This window comes from Streptomyces sp. NPDC028910 (assembly GCF_055564955.1).
Map to the genome: position 1 here is coordinate 388,491 of NZ_JBVHVF010000002.1, position 16,162 is coordinate 404,652.

The following is a 16,162-nucleotide window of genomic DNA, read 5'->3' on the forward strand; positions in this document are numbered from 1 at the left end:
GATGCCCGCCCCCCGTACCGCTGCGACACCCGACGCCACGCGGCCCGTGCGTTTCGGCATCCACGGCTCGCCGCACCTGGCCATCCGCATCATCACCGCTGCGGGCCATGAGCCGCAGGAGGTCGAGTTCGTCCCGTACGACGTCGCCGACCCGTTCGGCCCGCTGCGGGACCGTTCCATGGAGATCATGATCGTCAAATACGGGCTGCAGGAACCGGACATCGCCGTCAGCCGGCCCGTGAGCTTCGACGGCCGAGCTCTGATCGTCTCCGCCGACCACCCGCTCGCCGGGCGAAGGGCCGTGTCGGTCGAGGAGGCCGCGCACTACGACGCCTTCCGCTGCCCGGGGGACTTTCCTCCGTACGTCTGGGACGAGGTGGTGCCGCCACGCACCCCCGGCGGAGCTCTGATCCGCCGCGTCCACCCCATGACGACGGTGGAGGCGATGACCGACGTACTCACCCGCACCGAGGCCGTCCATGTGTCGTTCCAGTCACTGGAAGCGATCCTGCCACCCCACATCAGGGCCGTTCCGGTCCACGATCTGCCGCCCGCGCCCGTGACGCTCGCCTGGCTGCGTGATGCGGCGCTGTCCCCACGGGCAGCCACCCTTGTCGCCGATGCGGAGCGGAGTGCGGTCGACGAGGGGGCCGGGCGATGAGGCGGAGCCAAGACGTTCCCGTCGTCCTGCTGCACGCCCTGCCGCTGAGCTCTGCCATGTGGCATGATCAAGCAGCGGCGCTGCGAGCACGCGGGCACACGGTCATCACCCCCGACCAGCGCGGATTCGGCACCGTGCCGCTGGGAACCGCGCGGCCCTCCCTCGATACCGTGGCCGACGACCTCGCCGTGCTCCTCGATGAGCGCGGCATCGACCAGGTGACGCTCGTCGGATGCTCCATGGGCGGCTACGCGGCGATGGCCTTCCTGCGACGCCGTCCCCACCGCGTCCGTGCCCTCGCGTTGTTCGCCGCCCGAGCCGGCGCCGACAGCCCCCGAGCAGCCGCTGAACGCCTGAAGTTCGCCGATCTGATGCTCGACGACGCCACCCGCGATCACATCGTGGCGCGCACCACACCGCTCCTCCTCGGCGCCACCACCAGGGCTCGGCGCCCCGACCTGGTCGACCAGATCATGACGATGACGAAGGCTGCCACGCCCGAGGCCGTGGCCTGGGCGCAGCGTGCCATCGCGGCACGTCCCGACTCGCTCCCCGTCCTGCGGAGCACCGACGTGCCTGCCGTGGTCGTCACCGGCGAGGAGGACGAACTCGTCGCCATGGAGGAGGCGATGAGCACGGCCGACGCTCTGCCGAGGGGGCGGCTCGTCACCGTACCGGGTGCCGGGCATCTCCAGCCGCTGGAGGCACCGGACTACGTCACGGACCTGCTCACCACACTGCTCGACGACGCCGCGACAGCGGACCGGAAGAGGTAACGCGCATGCCGACGAAAGACCACGCCTCTTGGGGGTACGCCGCATCGACCGGACTGGGTTTCACTCATGAGGAGATCGTCGAAGCCCACTTCAAGGCCTGCGAGGTCCAGTACCGGGCGGCACTGGAGCAGGCCGACATCCGAGCCGGATGGCGCGTGCTGGACGCCGGCTGCGGCAGCGGCGCCTTCCTGCCCTGGCTGGCCGACCTGGTCGGCCCCCGTGGCCACGTGACCGCCATCGACCTCGCTGAGGAGAACGCATCGCTCGCCGCCGAGCGCATGCGCGGCAGCCGGTCCGGCTGCTCCTTCGATGCCCGGCAGGGGGACCTGCGCAACCTGCCGTACGAGGACGACACCTTCGACGCGGTCTGGTGCGCGAACACCACGCAGTACCTCGATGACGAGGAACTGGACGTGGTCCTGAGGGAGTTCGGTCGCGTGGTCCGACCGGGAGGGGTCGTGGCGATCAAGGATCTCGATGCCTCCCTGATCACCGCGCGTCCCGCGGACCCCTTCTTGTTCACGGACTTCTTCCGGCACGCATCCAGCGAGCCCGGCTACGCCCGCCAGCTGCTGCGCACTCGCGATCTGCACCGCCGGCTCGACGGGGCCGGCCTGGTTTCGGTACGGCAGAAGACGATGCTGATCGAACACCATGCGCCGCTGCGGCCCGCTGCCCAGCGGTTCTACGCACTGGCCTGCGCTCGCATCGCTCAGCAGGCCGTCGACATGGGGCTCCAGGGAAACTGGCAGCCCTTCCTGGACCCGGACGGCGCGGACAACCCCCTGAACCACCAAGACGGTTACATCAGCGAGGGGAACACGGTGGCCGTGGGCCTGGTCCCGCCGGCCGAGTGATGCCCCTCCCCTTGACAGCGACAGCCCCGGCCACTCGATCGATCCAGGAGCCCGCCGATGCCCGACTCCACGTACTGCCCACCTGCCCCCGGGCGGATCTCCCTCCTCGGCCACGGCCCCGCCCTGCTGCGGAGACCCTTGTCGTTCTTCGAAGCGACACGGACCGCAGACCCGCTGGTCCGTGTCGAGTTCGGGCCGGTCGGCTTGTTCCTTGCCAACGAACCCGCCCTGGTCCACCGCATCCAGGTGGACACCGACACCTTCGAACGCGGCCGCTTCTTCGAAGCGCTGGCCGGTAACTTCGGCAATCCGCTCATCGCGGCAAGCGGCCCGCCGCACCGGCACCAGCGGCGTACCCTCAAACCCACCTTCAGCCGTCGTAGCGTCCGCGCCTACACCGAGGTCATCACCGACGAGACCGAGGCGCGCATCGGCCGTTGGCAGCCGGGGCGGGCAGTAGCCGCCGACCAGGAGATTTCCGACCTGGTCGCGGCCGTGGTCCTGCGCTGTCTGTTCAGCACCGAACTGAGTCATGCCACTGTGCGCGACGTGCGCGAAACGATGTACGCGATCTCCCGACGGCTCCTCCCGCAGACCATCCTGCCGGCAGTCCTCGGCACCCTCCCCACCCCCAGAAACCGGCGCTTCACCGCGGCGGTGAACCGGTTCCATGCCACCGTCGACCATCTGATCCGCGAGCGTCGTGCCGCCCCCGGGCAGCACCATGACGCCCTGAGCGCCCTCCTCGACACCCGGCACCCCGATACTGGCGCTCCCCTCGACGACGTCCAGATCCGCAGCGAATTCCTCATCCTGCTCTTCGCCGCCCTTGAAACCACCAGCACATCGCTGAGCTGGGCGGTCTTCGAGTCCGTCGTGCACCCCAAGGTGCTGCGGCGTCTCCAGGACGAGGCCGACAGTGTGCTGCGGGGCGGCCCGGCGACGTACGACAGACTCACCGACCTGGTGTTCACCCGGAAGGTCATTGACGAGACGCTTCGACTGCACGCCCCGATGCTCTTCACCCGCCGCGCCAAACGCCCCGTCACCTTGGCCGGGGTCGCCATACCCAAGGGCGCCGAGGTCGGCTACAGCCCGCGCGCCATGCACCGGGCCGCCGACCTCTACGAGGCCCCGAGCGTGTTCGATCCGGACCGGAACGGGCCCGACGACGGGACCGACCGCCCACGTGGCGCCTACTTCCCTTTCGGTACCGGACCGCACCGGTGCCTCGGAGAACACCTAGCCCTGACCACCATGACGGTGGCCCTCGCCTCCCTGGCTGCCCGCTGGGACCTTCGGATAGCGCCGGGCACCCGCCGGATCAGCGAAGTCAACAGCTCCCTGCCTCACCTCAGCAGCCTGCCGCTGCTCCCCACCCCTCGCATCTGACCACGGGGACGGGCCGCTGCTGCCCGGCGCGGCGCGGTGTGACGGCCGGGCAGCAGCCGTCACGCCGCTCGATCGTGCCGGAGGGCGTAGATCGCGGCCTGGGTCCGATCGGAAACGTCGAGCCTGGCGAAGATCGCATGCAGGTGGTTCTTGACGGTCTTCTCCGTGATACCGAGCGCCCGAGCTATGTGACGGTTCGTCATGCCATGTGTCAGCAGGGCGAGTACCTCAAGCTGACGTGGCGTCAGGGCCCTGGAGGGAGTTTTCTCGTCGGTCGGTTCACCGCCGCGATCGCTCGGCCCCCTCCCCTGGCAAGTGCGGGTGCTCCAAGCCTCTACTCGCCGCGGAGGCGGGCAGGTCGCCATCGCGTCATGAGCGACGGGGATATCCGCCTGCTGGTCGGTCAAAGGGTGTGTGCGATCGCTGTTCAACGTAGCCATCCGTGTCTCCTTGCCTCGTGGGTCAATGTGAATGGAGGGGTCCCGCGCCCGGCCGGCTCCGACAGGATCCCTGTCGTGCTCCATGTGCGCGACGAAGCCCGCACACTCGCCGCGATCTCAGCACGACGTGGTGGGGGCGAGGATCTCGGTCCTCTCCAGGGCGATGCGCGGTGTGGAGGTCTCCGACGCCCCGTCGTGGCGCAGCGTCTCCTCCAGCAGCCCCGCTGCCTGCTCCGGCGAATCGGCCGGTACGGCCACCAGCCGCTCAAGGTTCGCGAGGAGCGCGCGACTTGCGTTGCCGCCCTGGTCGACCGTGGAGGGCGCCGAGCAGGTGGTCCCGGGGCAATCGCGCCTGGCGACGATGAGCCCCGTGAGATACGGCACGACCTGCCCGTACCCTCCTTCTCCGCCTCGGGGCTGGTGGGCGGGAGGGTCTCGCTGGACCAAGCGCCGAAGGCGGCGCGGTCCGGGCCCGGGACACCGGGCGGTTCTCAGATGAAGGTCATGGGGAGTGGGGAGGCGGACGTGTCGATGAGGTCGGCGCGGCGCGCTCCGTCCACCGGCATGCGGTTCAGCAGCTCTTCGATGATCTCCTGGATGCGGCCCCGCATCCTTTCGACCCGGCGGGCCGTGAACTCCCGCGCCACCAGAGTCCGCAGTCAGGTGTGGCGGGGCGGTTCGGTGAGCAGCATGCTGGAGTTGTCGAGCACGTTCAGGGAGTACGGCGGGCGCCTGCCGGCCTGTCGCCACCAGCGCTGCCAATCCCGGTCGAGCAACGGGAAGTTGAAGACATCGCGTGCGGCCCCGTACCCGACCAAGAGTCACCCCGGACCCCTGTCGGGCGGGTCGGTTCTGCCGGATGTCGCCGGATCGGCGGCGGCCTTCTCGGTCTCGGTCACGATGGAATTCCCTTCTCTCATGAGGCGGGCTTTCCGGACACTAGACGGTGATCACTTCCTGGTGCCATTGGTGCAACGTCCGATTCGGTGACGCCTGGTTGGCTCAAATCAACAAGAGAGCACGCTTTTTGATGGTCTATCAGGTATTAAGGCCGATGGACCGCCGGACCCGGCGTGCGGAGCGCGCAGTGCGGAGGCTATCGGGTGACCGCTTCACCCGTCGCCACCCTGTCCCATTTCGGGCTCCATGAGCTCGCCGAAACCCTCCGGGCCCCTGAGGAGCGCGTGCGCGGTCGGCGGTGGCGCGTCGAGATCTTGATCACACCGGGCCCTCCTCCAGTCGCGCGAACGGCCCCGGCGAGAGCCTTTCGACCGCCGGCGCCCGGTGGCACGCATCGCTCCACCCCGTCGGGCGCGACCTCACGTCTCCGTGGGCTCCTGGTCGCCGCGCTCCTGCTCCTGCTCCTGCTCCTGCTCCCAGGCGATCGACCATGCGTCGAGTGGACGGAGGGCATCACGCAGTGCCGTCCCCAGCCGGGTCAGCTCGTAGCCGTCGGCCGAGGGCGCGATGATTCCGCTCGATACGAGTTCGCGGAGCCGCTGGTAGAGGACGCTGGACGACAGCCCTTCGCACCGTGCCAGCAGCGCGCGGGCACCGAGCGGACCCGCTCGCAGTTCCCAGAGGATGCGCAGCGCCCACCGACGGCCGAACAGGTCCATCGCGGCCATGAGAGGACGGCCGGTCGTCGATCCGCGAACCGGTTTTCCTGGGCGCGGTGTCGACATGACGCTCCCTTGCGTTTCGTTATTCGAAACACTAGCATTCATTCGCGGTGTTTCTAATTTCGAAACAAACTCGACGGGAGAGCCGATGTCGCGGATAGCCCTGCTGGAACCACCTTTCACCGACCAGGCCAGCGCCATGCATGGGTGGGGTCGCTACGAGTTGGGCCGCCGGCCGACGCCTCTGGACGGAGGTCGTCATGCATAAGCTCGTTGTCCTGTATCCCCCGCCCGCCGACCCTGACCACTTCCGCGATCACTACGTGACCAAGCACCTTCCGCTGGTCAAGAATTGGCCCGGCCCGCTTGCGTGGCGCTACAGCTTCGACGTGGCGGCGCTCGAGGGAGATGCGCCCTATTTCGCGGTCTTCGAAGCCGACTTCGCTGACGCCCCCGCCATGCACGCGGCGCTGGGGTCGCCGGACGGCCAGCTGCTGGCCGCCGATGTCGCGAACTACGCCACCGGCGGTGTGGTCATCATTCACTACCCGATGCCGGACATCACCGAATGACAAATCCCGCGTTCGCACCGCCCGGTCTGGCGGTGCGAACGCGGGATCTGGGGCGGAGGGGTCAGGAGACCACCTGGACCTGGTACCGCCGCAACCAGGCATCGATCAAAAGGACCCGAGGAAGCATGGGCGCCGGGCTGAAGGTGCCCGATCCCTCCGCGGCTTCGACCATGCCGCGTACGGCAGCCGCGTCGACGAGCTGCCACACCGGGGCGCCTGGGTCGTCCAGCAGGGCCCGGGCTCGCTCACGGGTCGCCTTGAGGTAGGCCGAGCCGGCTCCGGAGGGGAAGGCGCTCTTCTTCCTGTACGCGATGGAGTCCGGGATCAAACCGGCCGCCGCCTTGCGCAGAACGCTCTTCTGCATGCCTTCGGCGGCCTGCAGGCTCCACGGGATGTTCCATGCGTACTCGACCAGGCGGTGGTCGCAGAAGGGTACGCGTACCTCCAGCCCGACGGCCATGCTCATCCGGTCCTTGCGATCGAGCAGGAACGGCAGAAAGCGGGTGAGGTTCAGGTAGGAGACCTCCCGCATGCGACGCTGCTGCGCGTCTTCGCCCGCCAGCGTGGGTGCTTCCGCCACCGCCGCGGCATACCGATCGGCCGCGTACGCGTTGAGGTCGAGCTTGGCCCGTAGGTCCGGAGCGAGTACGGCGTTGATGTCGTCGGCCCAGGCCGCCCACGGAAAGCCCCCGGTGGGCCGGGTGGCTTCCGCCTGGAACCAGGGGTATCCGCCGAACACCTCGTCAGCGGCCTCGCCTGACAGAGCCACCGTGGAGTGTTTGCGCACCTCGCGGAAGAGCATCAGCAACGAAGCGTCCTGATCGCCCATCCCGGGGAGGTCCCGCGCTGCGATCGCTTGGTCCTGGGTGTCGTAGAGCGTGCCCGCGTCCAGCAGGATCTCTCGGTGAGAGGTGCCGATGAAGTCGGCCGCCTCCCTGGCGAACGGAGAGTCCCGACTCGAATGCAGAGCGCCTGCGGCGAACTGCGCCTCGTGAGTGAAGTCCACGGAGAACGTGGCGACCTTGCCCCGGTCCGCGGCTTCGAGGTGCGAGGCGGCGAGTGCCGTCACGATGCTCGAGTCCAGGCCACCGGACAGCAGGCTGCAGATGGGGACGTCCGCCACCAATTGACGTTCCACGATGTCGGTGAGCAGCTCGCGCACCGTGGAGACAGTGGTGTCAGGGTCGTCCTCGTGGGGATGGGCCTCCAACTCCCAGTAGCGTTCGATCCGCACGCTCTCGCGCGTACACCGGACGATCGTCCCGGGAGCCACTTCGGAGAGGTCTCGGTAGACCGCGTCACCTGGCTGCTTGGCCGCGATAACGAAGAGATCGGCTATGCCGTCCAAGTCGACACGCGGCCGAACAAGGGGGTTGGCGAAGAGTGCTTTGGGCTCGGACCCGAAGAGCAGGGCGGAGCCCTGCCGGGTGTAGTAGAGCGGTTTGACTCCCAGGCGATCACGCACAAGCACCAGCTCCTGCGCACGCTCGTCCCACACCGCGAAGGCGTACATGCCGTTCAAGCGGCGGGCCAGGCCGGTCCCCCACTCGAGATACGCGCGCAGCACGACCTCGGTGTCGGAGTCCGTCCTGAAGGGATGTCCCAGGCCCTTCAACTGCGCCCGCAGCTCTTTGAAGTTGTACACCTCGCCGCTGTAACTGAGTACCACGGCGTCGTCGCCGACCCGGGCGGTCATCGGCTGGGCCCCGCCGTCGAGGTCGATGACGGACAGCCGTCGGTGCCCGATGCCGGCGCGCGGGGATATCCACGTTCCCGACGCGTCAGGACCGCGGCACCCCATCGTCGCGGTCATGGCTTCCACGGTGGTGCGCTGTCTGCTTATATCGCGTTCCCAGTCGACCCACCCGGCGATTCCGCACATGTCCTTCTCCTCTGAACTGCATTGCCACGTCGTCCGTGCTGCGCGCCGCGTAAATAGGTCGCCTCGTTCAATTGAACAAAAGATTCTCACTCAGCTCATGCGAGACGCCGGCACCCAAATTCCGTGTAGCCCCAGCGGGATTATCCCAGCTGCCCCAGTACCTCCTGGGATTCGATCAGCCCGTCGTCACTGGCCGCGCCACCCTCGCCGAACACCCGAGCAGCCTGCCGCTCCCGCCACTCCACGTGCGCCTCCGCCGGCCGCGCATACCCGTACCGCTCCCGCGCCTCCGCCGGGGTCAACACCTCCTCCGTGCGAGCCGCGATCCCGAGCTTCACCGGCGCGATCACCTTCAGCGTGTTCGGTGTCAGTGCCCCCATCAGATTCAGCTGAAGCTGCGGCCGCCGATGCATCACCGCGAAGGCCACCTTCATCACCGGCACGATCAGGACATCCGACACCCGCGACTGCCGAAGCCCCGCCATCTCCCTCATCCACCGCGGCATCGCCGCCAACGTCGCCACCCGCAAGGACTTCGCGGCCGCCAACGCCAGCGGCCGAGCCCACCACGACATCTCCGGCGGCACCACCATCTCCGTGTGCAGCAGATGCTGCATCGCCCGCAGCGCGATCGGACTCGCCTGCAGCTTCGGCCGCATCGCCGCGAAGTACCCCCGGACCCCCTCCCGCGTCCGCGGCACGTCATCCGGGGAGCAGGTCTGCAGTTCGGCCGCGACCGCGCAGGATTCCCAGTACTCCGCCTCCTCCGCCGCCGGCAGCTTCCCGGGCCCGTACTTCTCGTAGACGTAGAGGATCGAGTGCCACGCGACCAGGTGGGTCCAAAGCTGCGACTCGGGGTCGTTGGCGTCGTACGTACCCTCCCCGTACGGCAGCTTCCCGATCGCCTTGGAGTGCACCTTCACGAGGATGTCCGCCACCTTGCAGACGTCCCGCGAGCCGCCGAAAGCCACCATCGCGAAGTAGCGCAGGGTGCGGTCGTAACGCGTCGCGGGCCGGTTGTAGAGGTCCTGCGTCCCGTCCAAGGCCGCGACGAGCGGCGGATCGAGCGGCTCCACGACCACCGCACGCTGAAAGCCCACGGTCGAGGCGCTGGGATACCCCCACACCTTCCAGACCACGGACCCCGGACCGAAGAAGCCGTAGTCCTCGTGCGGCTCGACCTCGGAATGCCGGATCCGCCCGGCCGCGGCCCCACGCTGACCCTGCCTCTTTGTCGTCTCACCCTGCATCTCAGCGATCCCATCCTGCCGCTCAGCGACACACCTATGAAACTGATGTAATTAAGTCACGTCCGTCGCTGATCATTTAGTCATGCCCGTCGTAAGACGACAAGATATTGACCCGTGGGCCCTTGGTCCTATTGATATGCCGAGAGTTCACCGCGCACGCACCGCAATCCCGGCGCGACATAGCGGGGCGCCAAGGAATTCCGGCACGGTGTTCCGCTCCTCGCGGTCGCCCCCGATGGAGGGATCGGCTTCGCGTCGCAACCCGTCCGCGAACGCCCGATCAGCCCTCTTCGTCCCGATGCTGTCCGGTCTGCGCCCCGGTCCGGCGGGACGTCCGGTCGCGCTTCCACAGCTTGTAGGCGGTCAGAGTCAGCGCACTTGAGATCAGGACCCACGCCATCTGGTACCAGTAGAAGAAGGGGACCCCGCCGAGCATGGGTTCGACCTTCGCGTACGAACCGACCCAGAACATCGCCCCGAACGGCGCGAACAGGCACAAGCCGATGATCACTCGGACCGGTGTCACCGCCGCTGGCTTCGTCTCAGGCGCCCCTGGGTCTGTCGCCATGGGTATGCCCCGTCCTGCATGTGGTTCTGGTGATCGGCCGTCTGTGTGATCCCAGTTTTACTCCGACATCCGCGCGTTCACCAACGGTGTTCCGTTCCTTGGGACATACCGTCGGCCTGCACGTTTTCGGGGGCGTGGAACGACGGCTGTCAGCGTGCCGGGTGTCCGTTCCCCGCGGCCAGGAGGTCGAAGCCGATCTCCTCGGGCGAACGGGCGCCCACGAGGGCCATGGCTTCGGCGAGTTCGGTCCGGTAGGAGTCGAGCAGGGACCGTACGCCCGCCCGGCCCTGGACGGCCAGGGCCCAAAGAATCGGGCGGCCGATCAGGACCGCGTCGGCACCGAGCGCCAGGGCCGTCAGTACGTCCGTACCGGCGCGTACGCCTCCGTCGACCAGGACCGGTACGTCCCCGGCCAGGGCCTCCACCACCGGGCGCAGGGCGTGCGCGGTGGGCAGGGCCCGGTCGAGCTGGCGGCCGCCGTGGTTGGACACGATGATCCCGGCCGCGCCCGCGTCCCGGCAGGCGAGCGCGTCATCGGCCCGCAGTACGCCCTTGACCAGGACCGGGAGGCCGGACTCCGCCCTGAGCCAGGCGATGGTCCCCGGGCCGATCGACGGATCCTGCTCCCAGTCCGCTGTCCGGGTGTCCACGCCCACGTCGAGCGCGTGGGGGTCCCGGGGCAGGGGCAGGGGCCTGGTCACGCGCGGCTTGGTCGCCACGTACGGGGCGTCGACCGTGAGGACCAGGGCCCGCGCTCCGGCCGACACCGCGCGCTGTACCTGCCGTGCGGTGATCTCCCGGTCCCGCAGGACGTAGACCTGGAACCACCAGGGTCCCGCCGCTGCCGCGACCGCTTCCACGGTGGACGTGGACCGGGAGGAGAGGACCATCAGCTGGCCCGCGTCCCTGATGCCTTCGGCGGTGGCGATCTCGCCTTCGGGATGCGCCATGGCGTGGAAGGCGGTCGGTGCGGCGAGCACCGGTGAATTCACCCGCTCTCCCAGCAGTTCGATTCCGGTGTCGATCCGTGAGACGTCACGCAGGACCCGCGGGAGAAAGCGGTACGAGCGCCAGGCGTCGGCCGCCTCGTCGCGGCTGAGCTCCTCTCCCGCTCCAGCCGCGTAGAAGTCGTAGGCGCCCGGCGGAAGCACCGCGCGCGCGGATTCCTCCAGAGCCGATCCCAACAGTGCCATGCTGCTCACCCTTTCCCCTTGCCACCGATCCGACCCACCCCGGCGGGCCCTGACGCACCGTCGGGCACTCGCCCTCTCCGACGACGTGACAGTGCCGGGAGCCTCACCGGGGCCCCGCCAGAGGCGCGTTACAGGCCTCCGGCGACCCGCAGCACCGCCCCCGTGGCGTACGCGGCATCGTCGGACAGCAGCCACGCCACGGCTCCGGCGATCTCGTCCGGCCGGCCCGCCCGCCCCATCGGTATGTTCCCGGCGACCTTGGCGGGCCGCTGCGGGTCCTCGTGGAAGTCCGTCCACACCGTGCCTGGTGCCACGCAGTTGACCCGGATGCCGTCGGCGGCGACCTCCTTCGACAGGCCCACCGTGAAGGCGTCCACGGCAGCCTTCGCGGCGGCGTAGTGCACGTACTGCCCCGGGGAGCCGAGCGTCGCCGCGGCCGAGGAGACGTTGACGACGCAGCCGCCACCGGTGGCACTCATCGCACGGACGGCCTGGCGTGCGCAGAGCAGATAGCCGAGCAGGTTGACGTCCAGAGCCGCCCGCATCCCGGCGGGGTCGGCATCGACGAGGCGCCCGTTGGGGCCGCTCACTCCCGCGTTGTTCACCAAGCCGGTGACCGGCCCGAGCACGGCGGCCGCGGCCTCGAAGAGCGCGGCGACGCCGTGCTCGTCGGCGGTGTCCACGGCGACGGCAAGGGCCCGTCGGCCGGCCGCCTCCACATCGGCCGCGACGGCGTGGGCGGCCGCTTCGTTCGACCGGTAGCCGACCACCACGTCATGGCCCTCGGCCGCCAGCCGTCGGCAGACCGCGGCCCCGATGCCCCGGCCGCCACCCGTGACAACGGTGACTTTCCGTCGTCCTCGCATCTTCGTCCTCCGATTGGTCTGAGCCCGGTCACCGCACGACGATCTTGCGCAGTCCCTCCCGCAGTCGGGGCGCCGGGAGCTGCGCTGCTACGTCGCCGCCGGGGCCAGTGCAGGGGTGTCCGGGCGGGAGCGTTCGGCCCAGCGAGCCACGGCCGGTGCGGCCAGGCCCGCCGTGGCCATGACGGCGGCCAGCACGGCCCAGCCGACCCAGCCGTAACGGACGATCAGTACCGCCGTGATCGCGGGGGTGATCGCGATGCCCAGCTGCGAGGTCAGGCCGAACATGCCCTGGTACTGGCCCTGCGCGTGGTCGGGGGCCAGTTCGTAGGAGAGGGCCCAGGTACCGGCGCTGTAGAGCAGCTCGCCCATGGTGTGCAGGACGACGCCGACCGCGAGGAAGGCCAGCGCCACCCAGGGCGAGCGGCCTGCCGCCAGCGCGATGACCATGCAGCACGAGGCCAGCCACAGGCCCGACCGGAGCAGAGCGCGCGCCCCTCCCCGTACGTCCTCCGCACCCTTGCTCATGGGTACCTGGAAGAGCACCACGAGCACAGTGTTGACCAGCAGGAGCGCCGCGAAGGCCGAGGCCGGGGCGTTGGTCTCCTCCACGATCCAGATCGGCAGGGCGATGTTGAGGATCCCCGCGTTCATGATGAGCACGGCGTTGATCAGGCCCACGACGGCGAAGGGTCGGTCGCGCAGCACGAGCCACCGCGAAGCGCTGGGAGGCTTCGGCACCCGGGCGGGGTCCGCCAGCCAGAAGTAGGCGAAGCCCGAGACCATGAACATGCAGCCGGCACCCAGCAGTTCGGCGGCGTACACCGCCGATGAGTCGTGGCTCAGCGCCAGTCCGCCCAGCACGGTGCCGATCGAGAAGCCCACGTTGGTGACCGACCTCAGGTAGGCACGGGTACGGACCCGTTCCTTCGCGGGGATCGCGCCCGCGATCAGTGCTCCACGGGAGGCGTTGGACGCCGATTCCGCGACCGCGACCAGGCCGGCCGCGATCAGCATCCCGGTGAACCCGCCGACCAGGGCGTACCCCCACAGGGTCAGGCCCTGGAGCAGGACGAACGCGATCGACGCCTTCCGCGCCCCGAGCGCGTCCGCGAGATGACCGGCGGGAACACTGACGGCCATGCCCACGACGGCGGCGATCGTCAGCCCGAGGCCCACCTCGGCGGCCGGGATCTCCACTGCCCTGGTGAAGTAGAGGACCGAGATGGTGACCACGGTTCCGTGCCCGATGCTGGACGTCAGGGTCGTGAGGGCCAGCACCCACACCGACCTGGACCTCGGCAGTACGGCCCGGGCGGCCGCAGCCAGCCTTCCGCCGCTCAACCCGTCCCCTCCCCCGTCACGGTCCCTGGCGCGATCTCCGTCGACTCCTCGAACCACTGGCCGGCCGCGGCGAGCGTCGCCTCGACCTCGACGCGCGAGGATCCGGTGGCCAGGACCGCGCCGATCTTCTCCACACTCGCCTGCGCGGCCACGAGGACCGTCCCCGGCTCCGCGTGCCGCTGGTACGCGACCACGCCCGGGACCGGACAGTCCTCCGGGATCCGTACGAGCGTTCCCGCGCGTGGCGGGAAGAGGGACAGGCCGGCACTCGTCAGGGGCGAGGGGGGCACCGGGGCCGGCTCGTTGTCCGCCAGGGATCTGACCAGGACCTCGGGCATGGTGATGCCGAACCCCAGCGTCACCATCTGGTCGATGAGCCCTCCGCCCATGCGGCTGGCGACCTCGTTGAAGAAGAGCTCGCCGTCCGGGGTGAGGAAGACCTCCGCGTGGAACAGGAAGCTGTCGGGCATCGGAAGCGCGGTCAGAGCGCGGCGCGTGAGGTCGAGCAGCGGATCAAGCAGCGGGTCCTCGGCGTCCAGCAGGGCGCTGTGCAGCGAGAGCCCCGCGATGATGTCCAGACACGAGCTGTCGCCCTGGGACGACGGCCACATCAGCTTCGCCTCGCCGTTCACGAAGATGCCGTCCACGTGGAACAGCTCGTGCTTGACGTACCGCTCGCACATCAGCTGGGCGCCGTCGTCGGTGCCCAGCTCCGGGCAGGCACCGAGCAGGTCCTGCAAGTCCTCCGGGTTCTCCAGGACGTGGACGCCCACTGAGCCGCCGCCCCTACGGGGTTTCACCACCACCGGGTAGCCCTGCTCCTCGACGAAGCCGTACACGTCCGCGAAGCTCGCCGCGGCGGCGTGGTCGACCACGGGTATGTCCGAGGCCCGCAGGAGCTCCTTCATGCGCACCTTGTCGCGGAACGCGGTGGCGCTGCGCACGTCCTGCCCGGGAACGCCGAACAGGCCCCGCAGCCTGGCGGCGCGGAGCAGGTCGAACTCGGACAGGGCGATCACCCGGTCGAAGGGGGATCCGGCGTGCAGGGCGAGGGCTTGGAGCTCGACCAGCGGGTTGAAGTGGTAGTTCTGCACCACCTCCACGTGGGCGTACCCGGCGAGCTGTGCGGCTCGCTCACCTGGATCCGCCGACAGAGCGGCGGCATCGGTGAGGAGCACGGCTTCGTGGGCCGGGCCCAGCCAGTCGGGATATCGGAGTCCGGACAGGGGCAGCCGATTGAGGATCAGGAATCTCATGTCTGTCTCTCGGTCAGAGGGGGCGCCGGGGGCACCGCGGCCCCAAGTGCCCCCGGCAGGTCGGCGGTCGCGGGCTAGATGTCGCCGTTCGACTGCTCGATGAACTGACCGGCCCACTTGCGCTTGAGGCGCAGGCTCAGGCGGTTGACGAGGTCCGGGACCAGCCCCATGGGGCGCCGGATGTCGACGATCAGCATGACCCGGTCGCCGTCGCTCTCGTTGTACACCTCGTGCTCGAAGGTGTCGTCGATGAGGATCGCTTCACCCTCCTTCCAGGTATGGATCTCCTTGTCCACCCGCAGGCGCGGGGGGTTGTTCCTGGGCACGGTGAGCGGAAGGTGGTAGCGCAGGATGCCGGCGAACGGCCCCTTGTGCGCCTTCAGCGTCACGCCGGGTTCGAGGATGGCGATGATCGCGTTCACCACGCGGGGGGTGCGCTCGGCGAAGTCGATGAAGGTCGGGCAGTCCCGGTACGCCTCGGGGTTGGTCTCACCGAGCATGTAGGCGTAGTAGAGACGCCAGTTCTCCGATACCTCAGCCGCCCGCAGGGGGTCGATGTCGCCGTAGGGGCGGACGTCGCGCGCCTGGATGAGCTTGTCGACTTCGGCCTTGATCTGATCGAACTGGTAATCGAGCTTCCTGGATTCCGGGAAGAGTGCGTACGGCGACATGATCCGGAAGCGGCTGTCTCCTCCGCTGCGCTTCAGGAAGTACCGGTTGATCAGATTGCGAACGGCAGGCTGATTGATGCTCAGCGAACCCTTCATGAGCTCCTCCTAATGTTCGTTCTCTTGTTCCGCAAACGGGTCGATGAAGGGAGGGGACTCAACTGCCGGACGGGCGGCAGGACGCGTAGAGGAATCCCGGGTGGATCTCGTCGATCTCGCACGACCAACCCAGCGCCGTCAGTCGCCTCGTCAGCTCGGCCGGGTCGCGGAACACCTTGACGATGCGGAAGGTGCGTCCGTCCGCCAGGGAACGGCGGACCGCGACCTCGGGCTCGCTGTGGTCCTGCTGCTCCAGCTCGCGGTGGCGGGCGGTCACGTCGACGAACTCGACGACGCCGCCGGGCCGGACGGCCTTGCGCACCGAGGCCCAGAAGGCGTCGAAGTTCTCGTCGGGCACGTGGGCCAGCCAGTGCGCGAAGAACACGCTGTCGAACTCCTCCTCCGGATCCCAGTCGAAGAGGTCCTGCTGCCGGAACGAGACGTTCGCCAGCCCGTGCCGCTCCGCCTCGGCGATCATCTCCGGGGAGCCGTCCAGGCACGTGACGGAGGTTCCCGCCTCTGCCAGGTACGGGGTCCAGTAGCCCGTACCGCAGGCCAGTTCCAGCACCTCGCCCCGGATGTTCCCGGAGCGCAGCCGGGCGAGGGCACTGGGGAGGCCGGGATCCATGTACGGCACGAACGTGGCGTCGTATTCCGTGGCCCGCGCACGGTAGTAGCCGAGCTGGCTGTCGATCAGGGGTTCCTGCGTCGATTCCATG

The 16,162-nt window shown here is 69.0% G+C and carries 17 protein-coding genes; 5 read left to right on the forward strand and 12 right to left on the reverse strand.

Features of this window, described 5'->3' with window-relative positions:
* The first annotated feature begins 1 nt into the window (after position 1).
* From ACZ4TV_RS04440 to ACZ4TV_RS04455, 4 genes are read left to right on the forward strand one after another with little or no spacing between them, the layout of a single operon-like run.
* Positions 2–661: a LysR substrate-binding domain-containing protein gene (locus ACZ4TV_RS04440; RefSeq protein ID WP_468130559.1), complete on the forward strand. Its 660-nt coding sequence runs from the start codon at positions 2–4 to the stop codon at positions 659–661.
* Entirely contained in the window at positions 658–1,437 is a 780-nt protein-coding gene (locus ACZ4TV_RS04445) for an alpha/beta fold hydrolase (protein WP_468130561.1), read from the forward strand. Before ACZ4TV_RS04440 ends, ACZ4TV_RS04445 begins: the two co-directional genes overlap by 4 nt.
* Before the next feature lie 5 nt (positions 1,438–1,442).
* On the forward strand, positions 1,443–2,294 hold the full coding sequence (locus ACZ4TV_RS04450; protein ID WP_468130563.1) for a class I SAM-dependent methyltransferase: 852 nt from the start codon (positions 1,443–1,445) through the stop codon (positions 2,292–2,294).
* A 57-nt stretch (positions 2,295–2,351) separates the two neighbouring features.
* Positions 2,352–3,686, forward strand: coding sequence for a cytochrome P450 (locus tag ACZ4TV_RS04455; RefSeq protein ID WP_468130565.1), 1,335 nt, complete (start codon positions 2,352–2,354; stop codon positions 3,684–3,686).
* Positions 3,687–3,745: 59 nt separating this feature from the next.
* Here the strand turns inward: ACZ4TV_RS04455 and ACZ4TV_RS04460 are convergent, their stop codons facing one another.
* The 3 genes from ACZ4TV_RS04460 to ACZ4TV_RS04470 form a co-directional block, all read right to left on the reverse strand.
* The gene (locus tag ACZ4TV_RS04460; RefSeq protein ID WP_468130567.1) at positions 3,746–4,126 is read right to left on the reverse strand and encodes a response regulator transcription factor; all 381 of its coding nucleotides are present in this window, start codon (positions 4,124–4,126) and stop codon (positions 3,746–3,748) included.
* 117 nt (positions 4,127–4,243) lie between these two features.
* Positions 4,244–4,510: a hypothetical protein gene (locus ACZ4TV_RS04465; RefSeq protein ID WP_468130569.1), complete on the reverse strand. Its 267-nt coding sequence runs from the start codon at positions 4,508–4,510 to the stop codon at positions 4,244–4,246.
* 935 nt (positions 4,511–5,445) lie between these two features.
* Positions 5,446–5,754, reverse strand: a complete 309-nt coding sequence (locus tag ACZ4TV_RS04470; RefSeq protein ID WP_468130571.1) for a winged helix-turn-helix transcriptional regulator — start codon at positions 5,752–5,754, stop codon at positions 5,446–5,448.
* Positions 5,755–6,008: 254 nt separating this feature from the next.
* On the opposite strand from ACZ4TV_RS04470, the gene ACZ4TV_RS04475 reads away from it, so the two are divergent.
* A complete protein-coding gene (locus ACZ4TV_RS04475; protein ID WP_468130573.1) occupies positions 6,009–6,320 on the forward strand; it encodes an EthD family reductase in 312 nt (103 codons plus the stop codon).
* A gap of 61 nt (positions 6,321–6,381) precedes the next feature.
* Here the strand turns inward: ACZ4TV_RS04475 and asnB are convergent, their stop codons facing one another.
* The 9 genes from asnB to ACZ4TV_RS04520 form a co-directional block, all read right to left on the reverse strand.
* A complete protein-coding gene (gene asnB / locus ACZ4TV_RS04480; RefSeq protein ID WP_468130575.1) occupies positions 6,382–8,202 on the reverse strand; it encodes an asparagine synthase (glutamine-hydrolyzing) in 1,821 nt (606 codons plus the stop codon).
* A gap of 140 nt (positions 8,203–8,342) precedes the next feature.
* Positions 8,343–9,452: an oxygenase MpaB family protein gene (locus tag ACZ4TV_RS04485; RefSeq protein WP_468130577.1), complete on the reverse strand. Its 1,110-nt coding sequence runs from the start codon at positions 9,450–9,452 to the stop codon at positions 8,343–8,345.
* Positions 9,453–9,732: 280 nt separating this feature from the next.
* Entirely contained in the window at positions 9,733–10,020 is a 288-nt protein-coding gene (locus ACZ4TV_RS04490) for a DUF3311 domain-containing protein (protein ID WP_468130579.1), read from the reverse strand.
* Between the two features lie 149 nt (positions 10,021–10,169).
* Entirely contained in the window at positions 10,170–11,213 is a 1,044-nt protein-coding gene (locus ACZ4TV_RS04495; RefSeq protein WP_468130581.1) for an alpha-hydroxy acid oxidase, read from the reverse strand.
* Between the two features lie 128 nt (positions 11,214–11,341).
* Positions 11,342–12,079, reverse strand: a complete 738-nt coding sequence (locus ACZ4TV_RS04500; RefSeq protein WP_468130583.1) for an SDR family NAD(P)-dependent oxidoreductase — start codon at positions 12,077–12,079, stop codon at positions 11,342–11,344.
* An 87-nt stretch (positions 12,080–12,166) separates the two neighbouring features.
* Entirely contained in the window at positions 12,167–13,420 is a 1,254-nt protein-coding gene (locus ACZ4TV_RS04505) for an MFS transporter (protein ID WP_468130585.1), read from the reverse strand.
* Positions 13,417–14,676: an ATP-grasp domain-containing protein gene (locus ACZ4TV_RS04510; RefSeq protein ID WP_468130587.1), complete on the reverse strand. Its 1,260-nt coding sequence runs from the start codon at positions 14,674–14,676 to the stop codon at positions 13,417–13,419. Before ACZ4TV_RS04510 ends, ACZ4TV_RS04505 begins: the two co-directional genes overlap by 4 nt.
* 74 nt (positions 14,677–14,750) lie before the next feature.
* Positions 14,751–15,443 carry an aspartyl/asparaginyl beta-hydroxylase domain-containing protein gene (locus ACZ4TV_RS04515; protein ID WP_468130589.1) on the reverse strand — a complete coding sequence of 231 codons (693 nt, stop codon included), beginning with the start codon at positions 15,441–15,443 and terminating at the stop codon, positions 14,751–14,753.
* Between the two features lie 58 nt (positions 15,444–15,501).
* Positions 15,502–16,161 (reverse strand): methyltransferase domain-containing protein, encoded by a 660-nt coding sequence (locus ACZ4TV_RS04520; protein WP_468130591.1) that lies wholly within the window; start codon positions 16,159–16,161, stop codon positions 15,502–15,504.
* Between the last annotated feature and the right edge of the window lies 1 nt (position 16,162).